Consider the following 24,535-nt stretch of genomic DNA (forward strand, 5'->3'; position numbering starts at 1 on the left):
AACGTCCCATATAAAAGCGAGATATTAGAAATGTTTTCAATTCGAAGGATCTACGATGCGGTCCTCCCAGTTAACCAGGAGGCGATACGGCAGGCCGAGGAAATAATACTGAACCGGTTTGCCGCTCTCGAAGTATCGGACGTAGATGGATTGTCCAAAAAGCTTATGAACCCGTTCAAGCAGAAATTTAGAACGATCCTCTATGTAGCGGAGAGGCCTCAGAAGGCGCAGGTAATCGGCGCGGCAATACTGATGCACGATCCCGATCTCAATTTCTGCTACCTCGATTTTCTTGCTACCGCAAAAGGTGTTTCAAGCCGCGGGGTAGGGGGCGCCCTTTACGAATATGTGAGGGATGAGGCTCGCGATTTCCAGGCGAAAGGACTTTTCTACGAATGTCTTCCCGATTCCGAGCAAGAGTGCCCGAAACCAGAAGGGATTTACAAGGAAAATGTATCACGGCTCCGCTTTTACGAAAGATATGGAGCGCTCCCGATTGCCAACACCCAATACCAGCTACCGCTTAAACCGGGCGATACATGCATGCCTTTCCTGGTATATGACGGGTTGATGCCTGGAAAGGTTCTTAGGAAGGATTACGCAAAGGCGGCGGTTAAGGCAATTCTAGAAAGAAAATACGGCAAGGTCTGCCCTGCTGGATATATCGAAACAGTAGTTAACTCATTCAAGGACGATCCGGTCAAACTGCGTGAACCCCGTTACAATAAAAAGTCCGCAAGCGAAGACAGCTCCAGGAAGATAGGCCAGACCATAAGAGAGCCGATAATGCTTGTAGTGAACGACAAGCACGATATCCATCATATCAAGGAGCGCGGCTACGTCGAATCTCCGGTGAGGATATCGAATATACTAGATGAAATATCGAAAACAGGGCTGTTCAAAAGGGTGCCGCCGAAAGATTTTCCCGAAAAGCATATTAAATATGTTCATGAAGCCGGGTTTGTGGAATACATCAAAAAGGTATGCGCATCCCTGCCGGAAAAAAAATCGGTATACCCGTATGTATTCCCGATTCGAAACGCAACCCGACCGCCGAAGGAACTTTCCGTTAGGGCAGGGTACTACTGCATAGATACCTTCACCCCTATCAACCGTAACGCGTATACTGCGGCCAAAAGAGGGGTCAACTGCACGCTTACGGCGGCAGACTATCTATTGCGGGGAGAAGTTTTGTCATACGCCCTGGTGAGACCCCCCGGACATCACGCGGAAAGAAAATTGTTCGGAGGTTTCTGCTACTTCAATAACGCGGCAATAGCGGCGAGGTACCTGAGCAGGTACGGGAAGATCGCCATCCTCGATATCGATTACCATCATGGAAATGGCCAACAGCAGATATTTTTCGACCAAAACGACGTCCTGACCGTCTCTATTCACGGTCACCCCAATCACGCCTACCCATATTTCTCCGGGTTTGCATCGGAAAAAGGGGAGGGGCCGGGCAAAGGATTCAATCTCAACTTCGCATTGGGAGAGAATATCAACGCGGAGGAGTACCGCCGTACACTGAAAGACGCTTTGAACAGAATTCAAAAGTTCCAGCCGATGTTCCTGATAGTCTGCCTCGGTTTCGATACAGCCAAGGGGGATCCAACCGGCTCATGGAATCTCACCAGCCGCGATTTTTATTTAAACGGCAGAGTAATCGGTAAATTGGGGATCAGAACTCTGATAGTGCAGGAAGGGGGGTACAAAACAAAAACCATCGGTATCAATGCAAGGAACTTTTTCACGGGACTGCATGAAGGTTATAAGGAAGTCTAGCAAGCAGACGATTGAATCTTAACCGTAATGCCGCGGTAAACGGAATTTGATACAATCACATTATCAATCCGTTCGGAAGAGGGGATTTATTGTTTTCAAAATTGCTATTGCATAAAGTGAACAGCAGGGAGATTGGGAAAAGAAGTTGGTGGCCTTCAGCAGTGACAGCAATCAAAACTCCTCATGGTGGGGTGAATATCGCATTCCGCTAAATCAGCTGAAGCAGATATCCATCGGATCGCTTTCGGTATACCTTCAGCGGTATGAAAACGAATGGCAGGCTGTTCACAGCCTTATGAACATGGAGGAGGAGAAAAACAGCATTCAATGCGAATTCGCCGATGCCGATACGCTCCCCCTTGGAGCGGAAATTGAGCGAAAGGCATTTGCGCGGACGACCGAAACGGTTCGGATCAGACCGATGATCCCTCCCAGACCGATTGTCAGCAGTCCGGTCTCCCCGTTCAAGGTACCGCCAAAACAGTCGATCACCATATTCATAAGTCTCCCGGTTTGGGTACGTTTCGAAGTAGGGCATCCCCCCGTCACATTGATAGAGACGTGGACGCAAAAACTTTCCGATACCTGGTTTGGACCATCATCGCAGCAGGGTGAGCTCTGCTATGCAAACAAAACATCCTGCTGTCTGAGGCTTGATGATATCGATTTCAAAACCAATCGCGCCATAACGCCCGTAACCATTCATAACCAGTCGCAGGAAACAATACACCTTAAAAAGATCAGTATGCCGGTAACCAATCTCTCCATTTTCACAAACGAGAAGAAGCAGTTATGGACATCCCCGGTAAAGGTCGAGATGCTTAAGAGCGATGAAACTGTAAACGTAAAGATAGAAGAGAAATTCCCGTCATTCGCCGGGAAATCGATAATTCTTGAAAAACCCAGGAAAGATCTGCAGGAAGGGGCGATGACGCGGGCCATTTCCGCGATCTTCAGCTAGAATATGGAGAGCATCAATTCGGTACTGGAAACTGTATATGCCTACTTGAATGTTGTGGACATCGTTTCCGCGATCCGGGCTTTCCTCCTTCTGTCCGCCGGATACCTCCTCGGTAAATTCGCAAGCCGCTCGCTTGATGTTACCCTGTCTAAATATTTCGGTGAACACCAGGTAAAACTTGTCAGACGAGCCGTCTATTACACCATATTCCTCCTCTTCTTTATCTCGGCGCTAAGAGAGATCGGCTTCAGCCTGCAGGTACTGCTCGGAGCGGCCGGTATCTTTTCAGTAGCCATCGGTTTTGCATCACAGACCTCTGTTTCGAACCTTATAAGCGGTCTTTTCCTGATAGCGGAACGACCGTTCATAATCGGTGATTTGATAAAGGTCGGTAATCAAATCGGCAAAGTGCATTCAATCGACCTCCTTTCCGTAAAATTGATTACTTTTGATAACCGCTATATCAGGATCCCAAACGAGACCCTTATCAAATCCGAAGTAGTCACGCTTACAAAATACCCTATACGGCGTATTGACATGAAGCTGGGTGTTGCCTACAAGGAAAATCTTGAAAAGGTGCGCGATATCTTGAAAGGTATCGCAAATGAAAATCCGCTTTGCCTTGATAATCCAGAGCCGATATTCATCATTGAAGGCTTCGGTTCATCATCGCTTGAACTTCAGTTCTCATTTTGGGTAAAAAATGAGAATTTCCTAGACCTCCGAAACAGCATGTATATCGAAATAAAGAAGGTATTCGACAGGGAAGGGATAGAGATTCCGTTCCCGCATATCTCACTTTATTCCGGCTCTGCTACGGAACCTTTCCCGCTGGAAATGCGCACCGGTGATCCCGGTAGCAAACTTCCGTCAGGAGAGAAAAAGGAGCAGTAGACTGGAGGGTATCTTGAGACATTTATTCAATCCACAAATCCAAACCTGATCCCATACTTAACATAATATATCTTATCTGCTGTAGGTTTTAGCGTGTCCCCTTGACGTTTATTACCGGCTTCAGGTGATGAAGTACCTTCACCATATCCTTCTGCTCCTCCATAACCTTAAATATGTCTTTGTAAGCATAAGGGTTCTCGTCAAGCGTATCGCGGCTAACCTTGGCGGTTATACCTTCCATCAATCTTTGAAACTCCTCAACGGACGTCTGGGTCTTTGCCTTATTTCGGGATACGGAACGACCAGCTCCGTGAGACGAAGAATTGATGCTTTCTTTATTCCCAAGCCCTTCCACCACAAAGCTCCCGTCCCGCATATTACCCGGAATAACGCCAGCCATCCCCTTCTCGGCATGTGTAGCCCCTTTCCGGTGTATCCACTCTCCGTTTTTCTCCTCGGCATGGTTATGATTCCGGTTAATAAATTCCATTTCAGCAGGCTCCCGTTTGAGCCTGTAGGCAATCTCCTTTATAGTTCGCCGTATGATCTCCCGCCTGTTATCGAGGGCAAACTGTAGCGCCTTGTTCATATCGTGTATGAACGATTCCCCTTCGCGCGATTTGGCTTCAAAGCCGTAGTGGCCTTCCTTCGGTTTTGGAAGTTTTTTACCTTCGTATGGCTGCCCTGCGGCCATTCTCATGTAAAAAGAGGCTATTTGATGCCCGATATTTCGCGACCCGGAGTGGACCACAACCCAGAGGTTTTTCTCTTCGTCATACGACAGCTCGATGAAGTGATTACCCCCTCCCAGACTCCCCATCTGAAAACAGGCCTTTTCGTTTATATTTTCATTCAAAGAGCGGTATCTGCTCTCCAAATCGAACTTTTTTACAGTTTTCGAACGATTTTCATCCCCCATCCCAGTCGGTATAGATCTATAAATTCCGCTGAATATCTCCTTCCGGTGTGGGAGTATCTCGTCCACATTTGCATTCAATTTTACCGCCGCCATCCCGCACCCTTGATCAAAACCGACCCATGAAGGAACAACGACACCATCCGTAACCACCACACCCCCTATCGGGAGGCTGTAGCCGAGATGCGCGTCCGGCATTAATGCGCCCCGCTTGGCAAAACTCTGCTCCATCGCGGAGTAGAACTGATCCAGCACATCCTTTTCAACGTCGCTGGCAAAAATAGCGGTTTTCTTCCTCATACCGATATGGTAAATCCAGATGAGAAAAATGTCTTTAAATATTAATCAGATAACAGGTCAAACAGCAGAAAGTCCCGCAAGATACTCTTTTGCGAATTTACTGTATTCACCGCTGGAGATAGCGTTGCGGATCTTTTTCATCAGATCCTGGTAGTAGGTGATGTTATGTATGGTATTGAGTCTCAGACCGAGGATCTCGTTGGAGGCAAAGAGGTGTCGGAGGTATGCGCGTGAGTAGTTTTTGCAGGTGGTACATCCGCATTCCGCGTCCAGAGGAGAGGGATCCTCAGTATGTATGGCATTCGAGATATTTATCTTCCCAGAAGAGGTGAAGAGCGTACCGTTTCTCGCGTTCCTTGTCGGCATCACGCAATCGAACATATCAACGCCAAGAGCAACAGCCTCTACGATATCTTCAGGTGTGCCGACCCCCATGAGGTAGCGGGGTTTGTCTGACGGGAGGACATTCGCGGTAACTTCTGTCATTTCGAGCATAAGGGAGCGCGATTCACCCACGCTTAGCCCCCCTATTGCGTACCCGTCAAATCCGATATTCACGATCTGCCTTGCAGATTCGACCCTGAGTCCGGCATCAGTTCCCCCCTGGGTGATTCCAAACAGCGCCTGATGGGGATTTGTTTTCGCTTTCTTGCACCTTTCTTCCCATCTGGTAGTTCTGTCCATCGCATCTTTAATCTTCATTTTGTCAGATGGATACGGTGGAGGTTCGTCAAAGCACATTATGATGTCGGAGCCAAGCGCCTGCTGTATCTCCACCGCGAGTTCCGGGGTGATCATATGCCTGCTTCCATCCAGATGGCTCTGAAAGGCAACCCCCTCTTCGCTTACCTTGGTTAGGCCTTTGAGACTGAAAACCTGAAATCCACCGCTGTCGGTAAGGATCGGGCCGTTCCAATTCATGAATTTGTGAAGTCCACCGAGCTTTGCTATGAGCTCATGCCCAGGTCTCAGGTAAAGATGATATGTATTTCCAAGAAGTATCTGCGAGCCGGATTCGCGGATCTCTTCGGGAGAGACGGTTTTTACGGTAGCCTGCGTCCCTACAGGCATGAATGCCGGGGTTTCAATGTCGCCGTGAGGGGTACTGATGAGCCCGCGTCTTGCGCGACCGTCTGTAGATTTCAGCTGGAAGGAAAACACTGTTTACTCGGGGGCCTGTCAGATAATGCTAAGCAGGAATTTGAAATCGCTTTCATCGACCATTATCCCGACGCCGCCAAAATATGTTTTGTAATATTCGTTAAGGAGGTCGTCAGCTCCGAAGTAGGCGTAAATATATTTCTGAAGGTAGTACTTGCCTGTCAGTTTTAGTTGCGGATTTTTTGAGTTGATGTCATATCCGCTGAAACTGAATATATCGGCGCTAAGCCTTAAGGAATCGCTCCAGGCATAATAATCAAGACCCAAGCCGCCGGTAGACTCTATCAAACCGGCCTTCATGTTCAGGTTGCCGTACCTTTTGTTCACCAGGAGTGTGAAGAGGAGCGAATTCATCGCGTTTCGTATCTGGAGGTCGTCCCTTCTGGTATCCTCACTCACCTCAAAAAGATAGTATTTATCCTCCTTTGGCCTGATGCTGAGAGAGAAATACGATTTGGTTTTCTGAAGGCTTTCCTGGTATTCAGCTCTTGTGCCGATAGCCAACTGCATTTTTTCGGCGCTTCCCATGAAGCTCTGAGCTCCAATCAGAGTTTCGTTTATGTTTTCGTAAACTTCCTCTTCATAAACCAGTCTGCCGAACGTCCCCTCGCCTTTTTCTATCTTTGCGGCTATCTTTTCTACGCTGAACATTATGCTGTCCAGCTTTGAAGTGCTGGCTTTCAGGTTCCCAAGCGTATCCTTGAATGTCTCCCTGTTTTCTACCATCAGTTCGTTAAGGTTTCCCGAAAAATCCTTCACGTTGGAAAGTCCCATCCTTAGGCTTTTACGATTTTCAGCCAGCATAAGTTTTAGCAACTCCGATGCTTCGCGCGCGTTGTCCACTATCTGCCCAAACGGACTTTTCTCAGCGCCTACCCCCTCTTCCTCACCGAAGAGCGTGCCCATCCCTTGAGTAAATTTCTTGATATCGTCAAGCGCGGATGAAAGTTTGCTCATGATCTCGTCCAGATTCGCCGCATCAAGGGAGTTTTCCAGTACGCCGTCGTTTGGGACAAACTCATCAGACGCTCCTGGACGAATGTTTATGAACTTTTCGCCGAGCAGTCCGGCGCTTTGAATGGTCGCGACTGAATCCACAGGTATCTTTGTATCGGCGTCAAGGAATACGGTAACTTTAACCTTCCGTTTATCGAGAAACAGCCTTCCGACCGTTCCGATCTTCACGCCGGCCATGCTTACCGGGGTTTTTTCGGATATGCCGGATATGGCATTGAAGTAGATGTGGAAACGGTACTCCCCCTCGGCACTAAAGCCTGTGAGGCTCCCCATTTTAAAAGACATGAACATGAGGGCGGCGATCCCCGCAAGGATAAAAAGCCCCACTTTGAAATTTAAACTGTAACTGCTCACTTCTCTACACCGAGTTCCTTATGTCCTTGCCCTGGACCGCTTCCGTCTGCCGGATGATCCGCCCTATCTCCACAAATTCCTTAACTACCGGATCCGTCTGGTGGAACATAATATCGTCGGGCGTTCCTACCGCGATAATTTCCCCCTTGTAGAGCATCGCTATCTTATCCGCTATCCTGTTCGCGCTAACCATATCGTGGGTAATTGTAACAGAGGTAACATGCAAAGCGCGCGTCGTCTTTATAATCAGGTCGTTAATTACGTCCGCCATGACCGGGTCAAGGCCTGTGGTAGGCTCATCGAAAAGGATGATCTCCGGCGTCATTACGATTGCGCGCGCGAGCCCTACCCTCTTTTTCATTCCTCCTGACAGCTCGTCCGGTCTCAGGTTTTCGATATCCTTCATGCCGACCATCTCGAGGCACTCTTTCACCCTTTTCAAAATTTGAGAGTCGGTCATTTTCGTGTGTTCTTTGAGGGGAAAGCCGACATTTTCACCTACTGTCAAAGAATCGAATAGCGCGCCACCCTGGAAAAGCATTCCAAATTTTTTACGGAGTTCATTAAGGTCATTCTCATTCAACTCGTCGACGACCTGCCCCGCGACCGTAACGTGACCGGCGTCAGGCTTTAAGAGTCCTATCATATGCTTTATCAATACCGACTTTCCGGTTCCCGAACCTCCGATGATCACCATACTCTCACCCTTTGGGCAGTGGAGCGTGGCCCCCTGAAGAACCTTTTTGGAGCCGAAAGCCTTGTATACATCCTTGACGTAGATCAAAATTTGCCTCCACCGGTCTCAGCGAAGAGCATCGCCGTAAGGATATAGTTTGCCAGAAATATAAGAAGGAACGAGACCACTACGGAACGGGTCGTCGCCTTTCCAACACCTTCTGCTCCCCCTTCGGTATAGAAACCGAAATAGCAACCCACTATTGAAATGATGAATCCGAATGCCGATGCTTTTATCAGGCCGGATGAGATATCGTTGAACCTCAGGTAATCGAATGTCCGCTCCATGTATGTGACCGGATTAGCGTCAAGCGTAAATACAGCGACGATGTATCCGCCAAATATCCCTATCACATCCGACAAACACGCAAGGATGGGGAGCATCAGAGTGGCCGCGATAACCCGGGGAACAACCAGGTATTTAATGGGATTCGTTGCTAGCGTATACAGCGCATCTATCTGTTCCGTAACCCTCATTGTGCCGAGCGAGGCGGTCATGGCGGAACCGGCCCTTCCAGCTACGATAAGCCCTGTAAGAACAGGGCCAAGCTCTCTCGTCATTGATAGCGCTACAACCGTGCCAACCATGCTTTCAGCGCCGAACCTTTTAAATCCCGTGAAAGTTTGAAGTGAAATGACCATCCCGCTGAATATGGCGGTGAAAAGAACGACTGGGAACGAAAGAACCCCTACTTCCATCATCTGCTCTACGGCGGCCTGGAACCTGTATGGCCTTTTAAACATCCAGCGGAAAGTGTCCTTTATAAAAAGCGAAAATGTCCCAAGCCATTCGATAAAATCGACGAAGATCACGCCGAGATTTTCCGTCCATTTTACAAGCGTACCTATGACAAAACCGTTTTCCCGACCGCCTGACTTCCCCTTGTTTTCCAACTGCAAATCGATATACCCTTTTTTTTATATGCCGTCCTGGTCGGCTGTAAATAGAGCCCCTTTTTCTCTTCACATATTAATCCTTTATATTATAACCAATCGCCGTGGGAAAAAATTGTTCTCTGTTTAAAACTGAAATTCAGTCTGAAAACCGAAGATATTCCTTTGACTGCCAGCAATTACCATGCTAGATATTCCTGATGAGAATACTTCTTACAAATGACGACGGTATCAACGCTCCCGGGATACGAGCACTTCACAACGAATTAAAAAATATCGGAGAGGTCGTTGTCGTTGCCCCGGATAAAGAGCAGAGCGCCGTAGGGCATGCCATAACGATAGCGGATCCTTTGCGCGTTCGAGAGGTATTTCAGAATGGTGATTCACTAGGCTTTGCTGTGGACGGCACCCCGGCTGACTGCGTAAAGATCGCGGTCAAGGCAATTATGAAAGAAAAGCCCGATATAGTTGTTTCCGGCATAAACCAGGGGGGGAATTTTGCCACGAACATAATCTATTCCGGCACCGTCTCCGCCGCAACTGAAGGGACTATCCTGGGTATCCCATCCATAGCGTTTTCAATGGACAGTTTTCTCAACAGGGATTTTTCAAAAGCTGTGAAACACGCTGTTGAAATTACAAAACAAGTCGTTGGAAAACCGATGCCTGAAGGGACCCTCCTTAATGTCAACATACCTGCGCCAGAAGTTGAGGTAAAAGGTATAAAGGTCTGCAGGCAGTCAAGCTTTACTTTCCGGGTCACATTCGACAAAAGGCATGACCCGAGAGGACTCGATTATTACTGGCAAGGTGGGGATATGAATCTGGATGATCCCGACCCTGAAACAGATATACGCGCCTTAAAGGATGGATATATCACGATCACTCCGATAAAATATGATCTGACCAATTATGATTTTCTCGAAAGCGTAAGATCGTGGGGATTATCAGGGTAGCATCCGTTTAATTTACTTTCTCAAGCTCCTGCATTGTCATTTTGAAATCGGCTCCACCGTCGGCTGTAAATTGTCCCAGTGTTCCATCCCCTCTGATAACCCTGTGGCATGGGATCAGCAAAGGCAACGGATTCTTCGCCATAGCTGTTCCAACTGCTCTTGCCGCTCCTGCATGCCCTGCTCTCCGCGCAAGTTCGCCGTAGGTCAATACCTCCCCTCTTTTCACTCTTAAGAGGGCGGAGTACACTTCTCTTCTGAAAATTGGAAAACGGGCCATTGGGAGCTTGAAATCCTTCATCTCAACAATTTCCCCGCGGAAATATGCTTGAACGATTCCTTCCAGTTCCGGATATCGTTTTCTTGGGATTTTGCCAATGAATTTTTCCGCTTTCTCCTTTTTTGTAGGGAGGCAAAAGCGTAAAACAACCCCTTTATCGTCGACAACTGCCGAACAGTAGCCGAATTCGGTTTTAAAAACGGTTCCGAATTCCGCTATTTCATCAATACGTTGGCGTGACATCCGTTCATCAACTCGACAAAATTGGGAAAAGTGATCTTGATCGCCTCGGCAGTGGAGACTTCGGTCTCACCCTCAGCGACAAATCCGGCGATGGCAAGAGCCATGACGACCCTATGATCGAAATGACCGTTCACCTTCGCCCCTTTTAGTCTTGAACCAGTAATAACCAGCCCATCAGGTTTTTCTTCAATATCCGCACCCATCTTCTTCAATTCGGAGGCCATCACGGAGATCCTGTCAGTCTCCTTTATCCTCGCCTGAGAAACGTTAACAAGCTCGGTTCTGCCGTCAGCCATACACGCGGCGACAGCCATTGCAGGAAGAGCGTCCGGCGTACTGTTCAGGTCGAGGACAGCCCCTTTCAGTTTTTTCCCTCTGATTGTTATCACATCGCCGCATTCAATATCGGCTCCCATACTTCGGAGATAATCTATTACCTTCTTGTCCCCTTGAGTATCATTGAGATCCAATCCTTCAAGAACTACTTCTGCCCCATCGATAGCGGAAAGGATCAGGAAAAACGTGGCGGAGGAGAAATCCGCGGGAACTGAAGTTTTAAAGCCTTTAATACGCTGGTTCGGCATAACTTTGAATTCGTCGTATCCACTCCGCCTGAAGTCGAGGCCGAGCTTCTCCATCCAGTTCGCGGTCATGTCTACATACGGTTTTTCATTCAGCATCCTCACTTTTATCGATGTTTCCCTGCTGCAAAAACCTGAATGAATAAGGAGTGAAGAGAGATATTGCGAAGTTTCGCCATTTACTTCGGTTGCCCCCCCCTGAATTGGCCCTTGTATGGTTACAGGGAGTTTTCCATTATCGGATTTCAAAACGGTCGCCCCAAGATTGGATAGTGCGTCCAGCATAGGTTGCATCGGCCTTTTACTGGTTGAGGCATCGCCGGTTATCGTGACCGGTGTGGAGGAGAGAGAGGCCATGGAGAGAACGAAAAGCGCTGTTGTGCCGCTGTTGCCGACATCGATGATCTTTTCCCGCGGAACTATTGCTCCTCCCGTTCCCCTTACAAGAAGGGCATCCCCTCTCTCAGTGATATCTGCCCCCAGCGCACGACACGCCGCAATAGCCGAGTTCACATCCTCCGCCTGAAGTCTTCCATGGATCTCAGATTCCCCCTCTGCAAGAGACGCGAAAAAGACCGCACGGATGGAATGGGATTTGGACGGGGGTATTTTAACTTTTCCTCTTGGAACTGAGGTATTTGAACTAATGATCATCGATGCGCATTATAACTCAACTTAATTGTTTCGCCATACAAATCAGAGCTGGTAGAAAGTATAAATATTTGATTTAACTTATCCGATTTGTTATCATCAAATATGTGTACTAGCAAATGGGTTCGCTGAATTTATGGAGGTTAGGTAAGTGTTAAAAAGCAATAAAAGCCTTTTATTAGTTTTTGTAGCAATATTCGCATTTTCTTTAGCATCGTGCGCGACAGGTGGAAAACCTACAACAGAGGTAGAGCCGACAGCCGAACAGCTTGAAAAAGAGCAGATGGAGGAAGTAAGCCGGCTCGAGCAGGAAGAGCTTGAAGCGTTGAAGAGGGATGAGTCATTACAGGACGAAATGCGCACAATGGAATTCACACCCGGCGAGCTTGCGACTGTATATTTCGATTTCGACAGATACAACCTGAAACCGGGAGCAAAAGCCGCGTTAAAGAACAACGCCGAATGGATAAAGGCCAATCCCAACCAGAGAGTGCAAATAGAAGGTCATTGCGACGAGAGAGGGACTGAGGAATACAACCTTGCTCTTGGCGAAAAAAGGGCTACAACCACCAAAGCATACCTAGTATCCCTTGGTGTAAATGAAAGCGATATCTATACGATCAGCTATGGTGAAGAGAAACCCGTGGATATGGACCATACGGAAGCCGCATGGGCAAAAAACCGCAGAGCTGAATTCAAAGTAACTGAGTAGTAAGCTTAACGGTATTATCCGGGGGTTCTTTGTAATATCCGAACCCCCACTCCGTTTTCCATATACCATTATGAAACTCAATTCCTGCGTTTTTATAGCTTTTTCCACAGTTTTCCTGCTCCTTCTCTCTTCCTGCGCCACCGAAAAAGGGATGCAAACCGTCGGGCAAGATGTAAAAGGACTCAAGGATAAAATGGACAAGGAACTTGATAGCTTGAGGAAAGATCAGGAGAAAACAAAAACCACCTTATCTACGGTTGTGATCAATCAGGCAAATACCAAGGACGAGATTGAAAACCTCGCTCTCACGATTGAAACTCTGATGGCAAAAGCCGAGGAGAGCTCCTTCTTTTCAAAAAAAGTTCTTGAAGAAATGAAGAGCATCAACAGCCAGTTGAAAAGTCTTAATGAGCAAACTATGGAATCGGACATGAAATCGGCCCAAAGGGACGGGGCCAACAGGGAAGAGATAGAGCTTTCCTTTACCGAGATACGAGCTAGCCTCGCTGAGATCAATGCTGTGATAGATAAACTGGAAAAGGACAAAAAAGAGAGCGAAAAAAGAAAGAAGAAAGAGGTCGCCGTAAAACCGAAAGCAAAGCCGCCGGAAAAGAAAACGACCCCGGTCCCCCAAAAAATTTCGCCGGAACAACTCTATCAAAACGGATATAAAAACTTCATGAATGGGGAATATCAGCAGTCACTGCTTGAATTTCAGGAGTATATAAAACGTTTCCCAAAAGAGGAACTCGTCGATAACTGCCAATACTGGCTTGCCGAATCTCTTTTAAAACTTGGAAATGAAAAAGAAGCTGTTGAAGCGTTCCTCAAGGTGGAAAAAAGCTACCCCGATTCCCCAAAAGTGCCGGATGCCCTCTTCAGGGCGGCGGAAATAATGGAAAAAACAGGCGGATTGAAAAAAGCTGAACCAACTCTGGTAAAAATACGGGATAATTACCCGAACTCGATTGAGGCGGGCCAGGCGGTAAAAAAGCTTGAGAGCCTGGCAAAAAGCGAAAGTAAAAAATAAGTGATTAATGTGACGAAGTGCAAGAATTGAAAAGGTAGGAGAAAAGAATGCTTGAGAAGCTAAGGGAAAACGCATCTGGCTGGATGCTGCAAAGCATATTATGGCTTTTGGTACTGGCTTTTGTAGGAACCATATTCCTTGTGTGGGGTTATGGAGATGAAAGGGGCCAGCGCCCTGTCGCGAAAGTAAAGGGGCAGGCAATTACCATTGCCGAATTCCAGCAGAGATACGACAGAACCCTGAAGCAGATAACCCAGTCAAACAGTGAAATTTCGCAGGAAATGCTGAAAAGTCTCCGGCTAGAGAGAAAAGTTATTGATGAGTTGGTACTCGAAAAATTACAGATCGAAGCGGCAAAAGAAGCGGGATTCGACGTATCCGACGATGAAATATCGATAATGATAACTACAAATCCTGGTTTCCAGAGCAATGGAACTTTCAACCGGGATCTATATTTCGCGGTCATGAAAAGCAACCGCCTTTCACCTTCGCAATATGAGAACCTATTACGAAACGAACTCCTTAAAGGGAAATTGATAAAACTGATCTCCGATGCTGTAGAGATCACGGAAAAGGAGATCCTCGACGGCTATTCATGGGATTACGACCAGGTTAATGTCAGGTACTCCTCATTCGGCCATTCCCGTTTTGAATCGAACGTACAGGTGAACGATAAGGATATCGAAGAGTATTACAACAAGAACAGGGTCAAGTTCATGACACAGGAAAAGCGCCTGATAGAGTATTTATTCATCGATCCAGCCAAGGCGGTCGAATCAATGAGCATCTCCGACGCGGAAATAAATGAGTTTTACGGAAATTACAAAGATAATTACAAACAGAAAGAACAGTTTCATGCCAGGCATTTAATCGTAATGGTACCTGAAAATCCGTCGAGGGAACTCGAAGCGGAACTACGCGCAAAAGCCGAAGGCTACCTTGCCGAGATACGCGCGGGAGCCGACTTCGCTAAAATGGCTGAAAAATATTCCGAAGGGCCATCTTCCATCAAGGGTGGTGATCTTGGAAACTTTGGCCCTGGAGATATGGATCCAGTGTTCGAGGATGCCGTCAGGAAATTAAAGCCTGGCGAGATATCCGACATTGTAAAGACCAGCTTCGGTTTTCACGTTATCAAACTGGAAAGTCACAAACCGGAAAGCTACACCGAACTTAAACTGGTCAAGGACGATATAATCGAAAAAATTCGACGTTCCAAAGGGAGCGGAATGGCAAAGGCAAGAATCAACAAAGCGCTGAAGGCAGCTGGTGAAAAAGACGCCGACTGGAAAAAGGTAGCCGAGGCAAACGATGTTAAATACAGTTCCATCCGTGTTGAAGTAGGTAAAGAACTGAACCTGGGAGAAGACTGGAACAAACTCGTAAAAAGGGCTTTCAGAATGAATGTCGGTGAACTCTCCTCCGTGATGGAGATGAGCAAAGGGTATTTCGTTATTCGCCTCATTGAGGTAATACCTCCAAAAATGAGAGAACTTGAGGAAGTAAAAAAAGAGATCGAACAAATTATTAGAGTTGAAAGAAGCCACGATCTTGCCAGAAAAACGGCCCAGACTATTAAAGACAGATATAAAGAGGGAACGGAATTTGCCCTTCTCGCAAAAGAACTCAATATTACCGTTAACCAAACGGGCCTCATCACCAGACTTAATCCCGGTGGCGGACCATTGGCAAAGCCGGAGATATTAAGAACCGCTTTTGCCATGAATCCAGGAGATATTGAGATCATATCCGAAGAGGACGGCCAACACCTTCTCGTTCTTCTGGAGAAAAAACCTGCAAGCAAGAATGATTTTTCATCAAAACGGGAAGAGGTAAAGAAAAACCTGATAACTAAAAAACGCTTTGACATTATCTCCGCATGGCGTGAAACGCTCTGGAAAGAAGCTGAAGCCAGTGGCGATATCAAGATTGAACCGCAATACCTTTAAACCCTACGTTTGAACGTCGGTAATATCAGCTATAGCGGACTGATATCATAAATGCCATTTATCAGGTACGGCTAGAAGTGAGATGATAATATACGAGCATGGAACTTAGGATTCTTGGATCCGGATCTTGCGCCCCCTCTTCGGAGAGGAACAGCTCTGGCTATCTGCTCAGTGCGGGGGGGAAAAGATTTCTGCTCGATGCCGGTCCCGGCACCTTCGCCCAGCTCAATCGGTTTAGTATCGACTTAACCACTATCGAGGAAGTGTTCATAACACATCTTCATGTGGACCATGTAAACGACCTCCCCGCCATACTGTTCTCGCTCAGGCATTGTGTTCCGAAAAAATCGCAAAAAATGCCTGTAATTCATGGCCCCGAAGGATTTGAAAATGATATTAACACTCTCCTTTCCGCATACGGCAGTCAGATAATCAGTGAAGACTTCAAGCTTAATGTGGTTGAACATAAAGCTGACGAAGAAGGTCATATCGAAGATTTCAATACAGGATTGATGGTTGTGAAATCACTACCAATGGAACACTCTCCCGTATCAGTGGGATACCGTTTCGACCTCTATCCCGAAAAGCCTGCCTTACTTGAGATAAAGAAATCATCAAACGCCAAGAATATTCAAAGCAATGAAGATATAACTGAAGATGACAGCGATAATAGTGGATTTGTGCCCGACAACTTCAAAGAGGATGTCGCACCTTTAAAATCACTGACCTATTCCGGCGATACCGCTCCATGTAAAAACATAATAAACCTGGCAAACGGCTCGAATTGCCTCCTTATCGAAGCATCTTCTGCCGATACCAACAAATTACAGGGCCATTCCACAATAGCGGAATCTGCCAGTGTAGCGCAAAAGGCAAAAGTGGAAACACTTGTTCTTACACATATCTCTCCTGAAAATGACCGGATGAACATTGAAAAAAAAGCATCGGAAATTTTCAATGGGATTGTCATCGTCGCCAAAGACGGTATGCGAATAACGATATAAAATCTATTCGGAAGCGTGTTACCTGTTCTTGGGCGTTTTTTCTTCCCTGTCTGAGTCATAATCGTATTTCATATCGGGAACCTTGTCGGAAATGTCAGGCTCTTCAGGCGGGGGTTTGGGATCCGTTTTAAGGCCGCATGATGAAATAGCCGCTATTAAAAATGAAAATATCAGTATTCTGAAACGCATCATTAACCCAGGTGACCCTTTAACCTTTTTATCTGCCGCAATATCTCTTTTTTTGCTGTTGTGCCGATCCCTTTTTTTCTGTCGGGTGACAGCCTCGGGTTTATAAAACTGAAGATGTCCTTGCCGAAAAATTTTGAATATTTTTTCAAATCGGCTAAAGAAAGTTCCATGAACGAAATGCCTCTGCTTTCGCAATAACCGACAATCTCGCCAACGACATGGTGCGCATCCCGGAAAGGTACACCTTTCATTACAAGGTAGTCGGCCATATCCACGGCAGTCATGAATCCCTTGTCGATGCGCGATTCCAAAACATTTTTGTTGAACTTTATCATGCCGACCATTTCAATCACCAGCGGCAAGCCGGATAGAACCTGCTCACTGCTGTCGAAAAGAGCCGGCTTATCCTCCTGCAAATCCCTGTTATAAGCCAAGGGGAGTCCTTTGAGCGTCATCAAAAGGTTAAGGAGGTTTCCGGTCACCCTGCCGGCCTTTCCTCTTAACAGTTCAGGGAGGTCGGGATTCTTTTTCTGAGGCATTATGCTTGAGCCGGTGCATATCTCATCTGGCAAAGAGACAGTATTGAACTCGGAGCTCGAAAATATCACCAACTCCTCCGAAAGCCTAGATATGTGCATGAAAAGGACTGATGAGGCGTAGCAAAAATCAAGAGCGAAATCCCGGTCGGAAACGGCATCGATCGAATTATTGGAAATTTTCGTAAATCCAAGCAGGCGAGCCTGGAACTTCCTGTCCAACCCGAAATTATTTCCTGCCAGGGCACCGGAGCCGAGCGGCATTGAATCGGTCCTTGCCACCCCCTCCATAAATCTCTCCTGATCCCTTGAAAACATCTCTACATAGGCCAGAAACCAATGAGCCACCCGCACTGGCTGAGCCATTTGCAGATGTGTATAAGCAGGCATTATGTAGTCAATATGCTTTTCAGCCTGAAGTACAAGCCGTTTCTGCAATCGCTTGAGCAGGGAGATTATCTCCCTACCCTTTTCCATTGTATAGAGCCTGAGGTCGGTAGATACCTGATCATTCCTGCTCCTCCCTGTGTGCACCTTCCCGGCAAGCCCACCTACTTTCTCCCTCAGCCTTCTTTCGATGTTCATATGAACATCTTCATCTTCAATCCTGAATTTGAACTTTCCAGTGAGAACCTCGTTTTCGATCTCCCTCAATCCCTTTTCAATTTTAGCGAGCTCCGTTTTTGAAATAATCCCTGCCTTTTGAAGGGCCATTGATTGAACGATGTTCTGCCGAATATCCAGGAGAGCAAGCTTTTTATCAAAATCAATTGATGCGGAAAATTCCAGAAATTCACCCTTCTGAATATTTTTAAACCTTCCGCCCCATGCACGGTTTTTCACGTTATACTTCCCCAAATGTTGAAAAAATTTAATGTAGTTTACCACACAATCCTTTTGTGTCTGCTCCTGCTATTCTACCCCTTTTCAGCAAAAGCAGAAGCCGAACCTATTCAGATGAAAAACCATGCCCCTATCTGGTTTGGCCTGCTCTTCCCTACTCCAGACAGGACAGAACCTTTGGAAAATAAAAAACATGAAACAAGCCTTCAATTCGAATATTCAAGCATATTTTTTTTAAAAAACCGGGCAGAGTGGTATCTCCTTTTCGACATGGAATTAACACAGCTTACGATCTCTCATAGAATAGGTTTGCCAAACCAGTTGGAAACTGGCATCGAAGCTTCCGCGATACATATGGGGGGGGGATTTCTGGATAATACCATTATTAATTTCCATAATACTACCGGTTTCCCGAATTATATCGGTCAGGAAGAGTCCCCCAGAGACAGGTTCCTCTATGGAATATGGCACTACGACGAGGAGTGGAATCACGCAGTACCGTATACTTTCACTCTTGGCGAGACAAATATCTGGCTGAAAAAGGGGATTTGGCAATCCGATGACAAAACAGTGTCCGCAAAACTTGTCGTTCAGGCGCCGACCGCCCCTGCGGATATCGGTATTGGCAATGGCTCATGGGAGTGGTCGGCACTGCTTTTATACAAATTGACCCTTTACTCCTGCGAGACGGATATAAGTGGAGGATATGTAGATACGGGGTATTACACGCGTGGAGAGATATTCCACCCGCATGATTACCTTTTCCTTAGGGGGAGCATGGAAAAGCCTGTTAACGGCAGATACAGCCTTATACTTCAGGGGACCGTTTCCAGTACGCCGTTTTATGTGCCTGTATGGGGTGAAGTTACATTTGGGGGGCGTTACAGGGTCCCGGATGGCTCTGCAGTTACTGTCGGCCTCCTGGAAGATTTAAGCAAAACAGCGCCGGACTTCACCTTTCACCTCTCATACACATTCTGATACCCCCGCCATTTCCAGCATTAAACAGCCTAAAACCGGTGCGTAAGGGGGCTGCAACAGCTCTTCTCATTTTATGGTAAAATCCAAGCTAAATCTGTTTGACACTGAACATTTATACTGTTAGCATTCCTCTTTAATTTTGGGAAGCAACCTGTTCCCGTATCGAGGTAAGGATGGGTAAACGAAGCGGACAATACGTAGAGTTTACGCTCTTGGCAATGGTCGGAACACAACTTGTTGTTTCCATATTTATCGGGTTTGGTATTGGTTATTGGCTTGATACAAAGCTTGGGACAAAGCCGTTGCTCATGCTTTTGTTCGGGATACTTGGGGTAGCGGCAGGGTTTTTAAACATCTATAGAACTGTTAAAAAAAGTGTTGATGATGAATGAAATGGATTTTGCAGGACGCATAGGGCTTAGGAGCATTATTTTTGCCCTTTCGCTCGCCGCTGTAGCGTACGCCGTTCACTCGGTTAACGCCTCTATTGCGGTTGTCACCGGAGGTCTTGTCGCTTTTGTAAACTTCCGTCTCTCTTCAAAGACCTTGAAAAAGATACTGGATCCGGAAATGAATCCAGCTATCGTCAAGGGTATCTCGCTTGTTACTTTTCTGGTTCGCTATTTAATGCTTTCAATCGTCCTCTACTTCGCGATAATATCCGGCATCAATCCTCTCTTCTTTCTTGTCGGGCTTTCTTCGATCGTAGGCGGCGCGTTTCTTTCATACAGCGATTTAAAGAGGGAGACCGTATGAGCGAACCTTTTATGTTTTTGAGAATCCCGGGTCTGGAAAACTACCCGCATGTTACCTATACATGGGTTGTGATGGCATTGCTTCTCGTCGGTACCTTTTTTGCCAGGCAGAGCATAGGCCTTATTCCCACAGGTATTCAAAACCTTTTTGAGACCGCTCTTGTAACTCTTGCGGAGTTCATGGATCAGACTATCGGTCATGGCGGCAGGAAATTCATGCCCCTTATCGGGACCCTGGCCTTCTTTATCATCTGCGGAAACCTGATGGGATTAATACCCGGTTTCAGTTCCCCGACAGCCAATGTAAATACCAACTTCGCCCTTGCGCTCACCGTTGCCATCTTCTATCACGCAGTAGGAATGCGGAAGCACGGGCTAGCCTACTTCAAGCAATTCCTCGGGCCGGTTTGGTGGCTTATCCCGCTAATGCTTCCGATCGAGATAATCAGCCACCTTGCAAGACCGATCACTTTAGGGGTCAGGCTTTTCGGAAACGTAAGGGGCGAGGACCTCGTTATACTTGTTCTCCTTTTCCTTGTTCCCCTGTTCCTTCCGATCCCAATGATGGCTTTTGCCGTTTTTACAAGCGTATTGCAGACTCTGGTTTTCATTCTGCTCAGCATGGTCTACCTGCAGGGCGCTCTTAGCGACGAACATTAATTAATAACAGCTAAACTAATTTAGTATTTTGTATTTGGAGGGATATCTTGGAAATGAACATAAGTAGATTTTTAACATTGATTGCTGTTGCAGTTGTAGCCGTTGCTCCAGCCTCTTTCGCTTCCGAAGGCGGCGCCGCAAGCGGTTCGATGAGCTATATGGCTCTTGGCTGTGTTGTCGGTCTCGGTCTCGCCGCTCTTGGCGGTGGTATCGGCATGGGTCAGGCCATTTCCGGAACTCTTGGCGCTATGGCAAGAAACCCCGGATTTTATTCAAAGCTTTTCCCGAACTTCCTTATCGGTATGGCTCTTATCGAGTCGCTCGTTATCTACACGCTCGTAGTTGTACTCATTCTCCTTTACGCAAATCCTTTATAGAATCGATGTTTGCAGTGGATAGGGCAATGCCCTGTCCACTGCACTATACTGGCACCGGAGGTTCAAACTGATAAAGGTAATTGTTTTTATAAAACAGGTACCAGACACCAGTTCAAAAGCTGGTGTAAATCCCGACGGCACTATCGACAGGGCCAGGGCAAAAAGGATGCTTAATCCATTCGACCGATACGCCCTTCAAAAAGCGCTGGAACTTAAAGAGCGCAACGGCGCTGAAATTACAGCCGTCACAATGGGCCCTCCCCCCGCTATTGAAGTCCTCGTTGACGCGTTTGAATACGGCGCGGATTACGGAATCCTTCTTACAGACAAACGTCTTGCCGCGAGCGATACTCTTGCCACCGCGTTCGCTCTGCACAAGGTGGTTCACTATATCGAAAAATACGATATCCTCTTTACCGGTCTTCAGACCACCGATGGCGATACCGCCCAGGTCGGTCCCCAGATAGCCGAAAGGATGGATATTCCCCAGATTACATACTGCGAAGAGCTTTCAGTTGAAAACAACACTGTTAAGGCCCGCCGTGTTATCGAAGGGGGACATCAGGATATTGAATCAAGTTTTCCAATACTAATAACGGTTGCCAACAGCGCAACCCCGCTTGGACAGAAAAAATTCAGCGACGTCGCCAGGGTAAAGGAGATGCTCCGCCACCCTGACGAGAGAAACAGAAGAATTAAATCTGTAAACCTCGACGACATCAAGGCCGACCCTACCCGTATTGGCCTGGTCGGAAGTCCGACCGTTGTCGGAAAAACATGGAAACTGGGTGACATCGGGGGGAGTTGTACCATGTTCCAAGGGGAATCGGTGGAACGTGAAGTAACGGAACTTATGGAACATCTGATTAACGACAATCGCGGCATTGAGGAGCTTATCTAATGGCCGGTACAAAGAACGTCGTTGTCATAGCCGAACAGCTGCAAGGCTCCATGCAGAGGGTCACCTTTGAGCTCCTTGGAGCGGCGAGGAGCCTAGCAAACAAGCTGAATACCGGCGTTACGGCCTACCTTATCGGCAACAAAATATCAGGTCAGGCTGAAACGCTGATACATGGCGGAGCGGATGAAGTTTTTGTTGCCGACGACCCGCAGTTGGAAGAGTATGCCAACCTCCCGTATCGGCGCGCCGTTATTGCCATATTGGAGCATGTTTCCGAGGCACCCCCTATCGTCCTTATGGGGGCAACCACTATCGGACGCGACCTCGCCCCCAGGATTGCCGCCTACCTCGAAACTGGACTGACTGCCGATACGACCGAACTGGATATAGGCGACTATGTGCATAAGGGGAAAGCCGACCCTACCAAAACAGGGGAATACAAAAATATTCTTTACGCTATACGCCCCAGTTTCGGCGAATCGTTGAAAGCAAGGATCCTCGGCCCATGGAAAAACCCGCAGATGGCTACCGCGCGCATCGGGGTTATGGAGAGATTGCCGATGGACAAATCGAGAAGAGGCTCCGTCACGAAGGTGCCTGTGACCTTTCAACCCTCCGATTTCAGGGTAAAGGTGATAGAGACTGTCCGGGATGTATCAGCAACCGTTAATATTACGGAGGCCGATGTGATAGTTTCAGGCGGTTTCGGCCTCGGCGGACCCGAAGGTTTCGAGGTAGTAAAGGATCTCGCCTCCGTTTTCAAGAATTCCGTAGTAGGAGCGAGCAGGAGGGCGGTAGATTCCGGCTGGATCCCGTATGCCCATCAGGTGGGACAAACAGGCAAGACAGTAAGACCTTCACTGTATATTGCGCTCGGTATTTCGGGAGCGATACAGCACAGGGTCGGAATGGTGAACTCCAAGACTATAATCGCTGTAAACAAGGATCCTGACGCTCCGATCTTCAAATTCGCCCATTACGGCATCGTTGGCAACCTGTACGATGTTGTGCCTGTTCTTAAAAAGGCGTTCCAGGAGACATTAACAAAATCGAAAGTTGCATCGGGAAAATAGGATGAGCAGAATCGAATATGATGTTTTATTTGTAGGCGGCGGTCCCGCGTCCCTCTCCGCCGCGCACAGGCTAGTGGACCTCTCCCTGAAAAATGGCGGAAAGATAAAAATCGCGATACTGGAAAAGGGGAAAGACTTCGGCAACCACTCCCTCAGCGGAGCGGTAAGCAATCCACGCTCGATAAAAAAACTCTTCCCCGATTACAAGGAACAGGGATTCCCGGTTGAAGGTGTATGCTCATCCAGTTACCTGACCCTCCTCGGACTGAAGAGATCGTGGAACATCCCATCCCCCTTCTCTCCTCCTGAGATGAACAAAAAGGGTTACCTTATCCTCTCCCTCAGCAATGTAACATCCTGGATGGCCTTAAAACTTGAGGAGAAGGTGAAGGACAATACGGATGTCATTGTGGACCTCTATCGCGGGTTTCCTGCCACAGAGGTTGTATATGAAGGGGAGAAAATCGTAGGCGTACAGGTCGACAACACCGGTAATCCCGAAAAGGACAACTGCTATGCGGGCGTTACCGTGTTCGGGGATAGAGGTTTCCTCTCGAAGGATATCATCAAGAAATTCAATCTTGCCAACTCCAGCCAGACCTGGGCCGTTGGTGTGAAGGAGGTTTGGGACGTCGCGAACGACTATTCAGGCAAGGTGTGGCACACCCTCGGATACCCTCTGCTGGATGGAACGTTTGGAGGGGGCTTTATATATGGTCTTTCTGACAAAAAACTGGCCATAGGATTGGTCGCCGGGCTTGATTCGGAAAATCCCTCCCTACGGCCTCCACAACTGCTTCAGAACCTAAAAAAACACCCTATGATTCAGAAGATGCTAAAAGGTGGGAAAATATCCAGATACGGAGCTTCCGTCATCCCTGAGGCCGGTTACTACGCCCTCCCCTCCAAGTTCGCTCTGGATGGCGCGATGATAATCGGCGATGCGCTTGGGGTGATGGATATAAAAGGCTTCTCTGGCGTCGATAAGGCGATGGAGAGCGGAATGACAGCCGCTGAGGTCTTATATGATGCTGTACAAAAACGTGATTATTCCGGGGCCACACTCGGCAATTTTAAGATAAAATTGATGTCCGAAAGCTGGGTTGGGCCTGAGCTTAACAGATCCCGTTATTACAGATGGACCTTCCATGAGATGAAAGAACTTCTTTCTGACATCCTCCCCTCATTCCTGAAAAGGATGGATTCCGTAGGCCCATACCTGGGAGGGATCCTTACGCTTCTTGGCGACCCGGGAATAGCTGGAAAGGGATTATCCGCGCTTCGTTTAATGAACGGTATGGCCGATAAGGGGGAGATTAAATACGCTGAAGACCATATACAGAATAGAGCCGATTACAAGGCCAAAGGCGAAGTAGAGCCTGGCGGATACAACAAATCCACCGTTTACTCGACCGCAGATATCGTCTTTTACGCGCATACTCATTACCATGAGGGGAACAGGCATATAGATGAATTCAGCGTCGAGGTATGCAGAAAATGTATCGGCAAATTCAGTGCCAGCGGAAATAGCGTACCGTGCGTTGGCGATTGTACCGCAGAAGTGCACGAGATTCTCGATAGCGGTGGCGAAAAATCGCACCATATGAATTTGGAAAACTGTGTCCAATGCCGGACTTGCGAAATCGTCTGCCCTGAACAGAACCTTCGGGTCAACCCTGCCCTGCATGGTAGCGGTCCTGATTTTAATGGATTATAAAATCAGCATTCAAACTATTAATTTCTTTACAAATGTCATTCGAATGTGTTAAAAATTAGCACTTAAATTTTACGGAGAAAAAA

At 47.3% G+C, this 24,535-nt stretch carries 25 protein-coding genes; 16 read left to right on the top strand and 9 right to left on the bottom strand.

Annotated elements, in window-relative coordinates; translation table 11 throughout:
- Positions 1-30 precede the first annotated feature (30 nt).
- The 3 genes from OEY64_02260 (at position 31) to OEY64_02270 (ending at position 3,640) form a co-directional block, all read left to right on the top strand.
- Positions 31-1,785: an acetylpolyamine amidohydrolase gene (locus OEY64_02260; protein MDH5541766.1), complete on the top strand. Its 1,755-nt coding sequence runs from the start codon at positions 31-33 to the stop codon at positions 1,783-1,785.
- A 148-nt stretch (positions 1,786-1,933) separates the two neighbouring features.
- Positions 1,934-2,746, top strand: coding sequence for a DUF432 domain-containing protein (locus OEY64_02265; protein MDH5541767.1), 813 nt, complete (start codon positions 1,934-1,936; stop codon positions 2,744-2,746).
- A 3-nt stretch (positions 2,747-2,749) separates the two neighbouring features.
- On the top strand, positions 2,750-3,640 hold the full coding sequence (locus tag OEY64_02270; protein ID MDH5541768.1) for a mechanosensitive ion channel family protein: 891 nt from the start codon (positions 2,750-2,752) through the stop codon (positions 3,638-3,640).
- 88 nt (positions 3,641-3,728) lie between these two features.
- On the opposite strand, the gene OEY64_02275 is transcribed toward OEY64_02270, so the two are convergent.
- The 5 genes from OEY64_02275 to OEY64_02295 are packed head-to-tail and all read right to left on the bottom strand — an operon-like array spanning position 3,729 to position 9,023.
- Positions 3,729-4,856: an RtcB family protein gene (locus OEY64_02275; protein ID MDH5541769.1), complete on the bottom strand. Its 1,128-nt coding sequence runs from the start codon at positions 4,854-4,856 to the stop codon at positions 3,729-3,731.
- A 57-nt stretch (positions 4,857-4,913) separates the two neighbouring features.
- A complete protein-coding gene (tgt, locus tag OEY64_02280) occupies positions 4,914-6,017 on the bottom strand; it encodes a tRNA guanosine(34) transglycosylase Tgt (GenBank protein ID MDH5541770.1) in 1,104 nt (367 codons plus the stop codon).
- An 18-nt stretch (positions 6,018-6,035) separates the two neighbouring features.
- Positions 6,036-7,388, bottom strand: coding sequence for an MlaD family protein (locus OEY64_02285; GenBank protein ID MDH5541771.1), 1,353 nt, complete (start codon positions 7,386-7,388; stop codon positions 6,036-6,038).
- A gap of 4 nt (positions 7,389-7,392) precedes the next feature.
- On the bottom strand, positions 7,393-8,172 hold the full coding sequence (locus OEY64_02290; GenBank protein MDH5541772.1) for an ABC transporter ATP-binding protein: 780 nt from the start codon (positions 8,170-8,172) through the stop codon (positions 7,393-7,395).
- Positions 8,169-9,023: an ABC transporter permease gene (locus tag OEY64_02295; GenBank protein ID MDH5541773.1), complete on the bottom strand. Its 855-nt coding sequence runs from the start codon at positions 9,021-9,023 to the stop codon at positions 8,169-8,171. The genes OEY64_02290 and OEY64_02295 overlap by 4 nt, the downstream gene beginning before the upstream one ends.
- Before the next feature lie 194 nt (positions 9,024-9,217).
- Between OEY64_02295 and surE the strand changes: the two genes are divergently transcribed.
- Positions 9,218-9,973, top strand: a complete 756-nt coding sequence (gene surE / locus OEY64_02300; protein ID MDH5541774.1) for a 5'/3'-nucleotidase SurE — start codon at positions 9,218-9,220, stop codon at positions 9,971-9,973.
- A gap of 7 nt (positions 9,974-9,980) precedes the next feature.
- Here the strand turns inward: surE and OEY64_02305 are convergent, their stop codons facing one another.
- Positions 9,981-10,493 (bottom strand): methylated-DNA--[protein]-cysteine S-methyltransferase, encoded by a 513-nt coding sequence (locus OEY64_02305; protein MDH5541775.1) that lies wholly within the window; start codon positions 10,491-10,493, stop codon positions 9,981-9,983.
- Positions 10,466-11,728, bottom strand: a complete 1,263-nt coding sequence (aroA, locus tag OEY64_02310; protein ID MDH5541776.1) for a 3-phosphoshikimate 1-carboxyvinyltransferase — start codon at positions 11,726-11,728, stop codon at positions 10,466-10,468. Before aroA ends, OEY64_02305 begins: the two co-directional genes overlap by 28 nt.
- Positions 11,729-11,876: 148 nt before the next feature.
- On the opposite strand from aroA, the gene pal reads away from it, so the two are divergent.
- From pal to OEY64_02330, 4 genes are all read left to right on the top strand, one after another.
- Positions 11,877-12,437, top strand: coding sequence for a peptidoglycan-associated lipoprotein Pal (pal, locus tag OEY64_02315; protein MDH5541777.1), 561 nt, complete (start codon positions 11,877-11,879; stop codon positions 12,435-12,437).
- Positions 12,438-12,507: 70 nt separating this feature from the next.
- Positions 12,508-13,467, top strand: a complete 960-nt coding sequence (gene ybgF, locus OEY64_02320) for a tol-pal system protein YbgF (protein ID MDH5541778.1) — start codon at positions 12,508-12,510, stop codon at positions 13,465-13,467.
- A 47-nt stretch (positions 13,468-13,514) separates the two neighbouring features.
- Positions 13,515-15,416: a SurA N-terminal domain-containing protein gene (locus OEY64_02325; protein MDH5541779.1), complete on the top strand. Its 1,902-nt coding sequence runs from the start codon at positions 13,515-13,517 to the stop codon at positions 15,414-15,416.
- 98 nt (positions 15,417-15,514) lie between these two features.
- Positions 15,515-16,420, top strand: coding sequence for an MBL fold metallo-hydrolase (locus tag OEY64_02330; protein ID MDH5541780.1), 906 nt, complete (start codon positions 15,515-15,517; stop codon positions 16,418-16,420).
- 18 nt (positions 16,421-16,438) lie between these two features.
- Here the strand turns inward: OEY64_02330 and OEY64_02335 are convergent, their stop codons facing one another.
- Together OEY64_02335 and argH are read right to left on the bottom strand one after the other, a co-directional pair.
- A complete protein-coding gene (locus tag OEY64_02335) occupies positions 16,439-16,612 on the bottom strand; it encodes a hypothetical protein (protein ID MDH5541781.1) in 174 nt (57 codons plus the stop codon).
- On the bottom strand, positions 16,612-17,988 hold the full coding sequence (gene argH / locus OEY64_02340; GenBank protein ID MDH5541782.1) for an argininosuccinate lyase: 1,377 nt from the start codon (positions 17,986-17,988) through the stop codon (positions 16,612-16,614). The genes OEY64_02335 and argH overlap by 1 nt, the downstream gene beginning before the upstream one ends.
- A 15-nt stretch (positions 17,989-18,003) precedes the next feature.
- Here argH and OEY64_02345 point away from each other — a divergent pair, with 15 nt between their 5' ends.
- The 8 genes from OEY64_02345 (at position 18,004) to OEY64_02380 (ending at position 24,452) form a co-directional block, all read left to right on the top strand.
- Entirely contained in the window at positions 18,004-18,969 is a 966-nt protein-coding gene (locus tag OEY64_02345; protein MDH5541783.1) for a DUF3187 family protein, read from the top strand.
- 173 nt (positions 18,970-19,142) lie between these two features.
- Entirely contained in the window at positions 19,143-19,361 is a 219-nt protein-coding gene (locus OEY64_02350) for an AtpZ/AtpI family protein (protein MDH5541784.1), read from the top strand.
- A 1-nt stretch (position 19,362) separates the two neighbouring features.
- A complete protein-coding gene (locus tag OEY64_02355; GenBank protein ID MDH5541785.1) occupies positions 19,363-19,725 on the top strand; it encodes an ATP synthase subunit I in 363 nt (120 codons plus the stop codon).
- Positions 19,722-20,384, top strand: coding sequence for a F0F1 ATP synthase subunit A (gene atpB / locus OEY64_02360; GenBank protein ID MDH5541786.1), 663 nt, complete (start codon positions 19,722-19,724; stop codon positions 20,382-20,384). Before OEY64_02355 ends, atpB begins: the two co-directional genes overlap by 4 nt.
- Positions 20,385-20,437: 53 nt before the next feature.
- Positions 20,438-20,761, top strand: a complete 324-nt coding sequence (atpE, locus tag OEY64_02365) for an ATP synthase F0 subunit C (GenBank protein MDH5541787.1) — start codon at positions 20,438-20,440, stop codon at positions 20,759-20,761.
- Positions 20,762-20,849: 88 nt separating this feature from the next.
- Positions 20,850-21,662: an electron transfer flavoprotein subunit beta/FixA family protein gene (locus tag OEY64_02370; protein ID MDH5541788.1), complete on the top strand. Its 813-nt coding sequence runs from the start codon at positions 20,850-20,852 to the stop codon at positions 21,660-21,662.
- Positions 21,662-22,735, top strand: coding sequence for an electron transfer flavoprotein subunit alpha/FixB family protein (locus tag OEY64_02375; GenBank protein MDH5541789.1), 1,074 nt, complete (start codon positions 21,662-21,664; stop codon positions 22,733-22,735). Before OEY64_02370 ends, OEY64_02375 begins: the two co-directional genes overlap by 1 nt.
- 1 nt (position 22,736) lies before the next feature.
- Positions 22,737-24,452, top strand: a complete 1,716-nt coding sequence (locus OEY64_02380; GenBank protein ID MDH5541790.1) for a 4Fe-4S dicluster domain-containing protein — start codon at positions 22,737-22,739, stop codon at positions 24,450-24,452.
- Positions 24,453-24,535: the final 83 nt, after the last annotated feature.

The organism is Nitrospinota bacterium (assembly GCA_029881495.1).
GTDB lineage: Bacteria > Nitrospinota_A > UBA7883 > JACRGQ01 > JACRGQ01 > JAOUMJ01.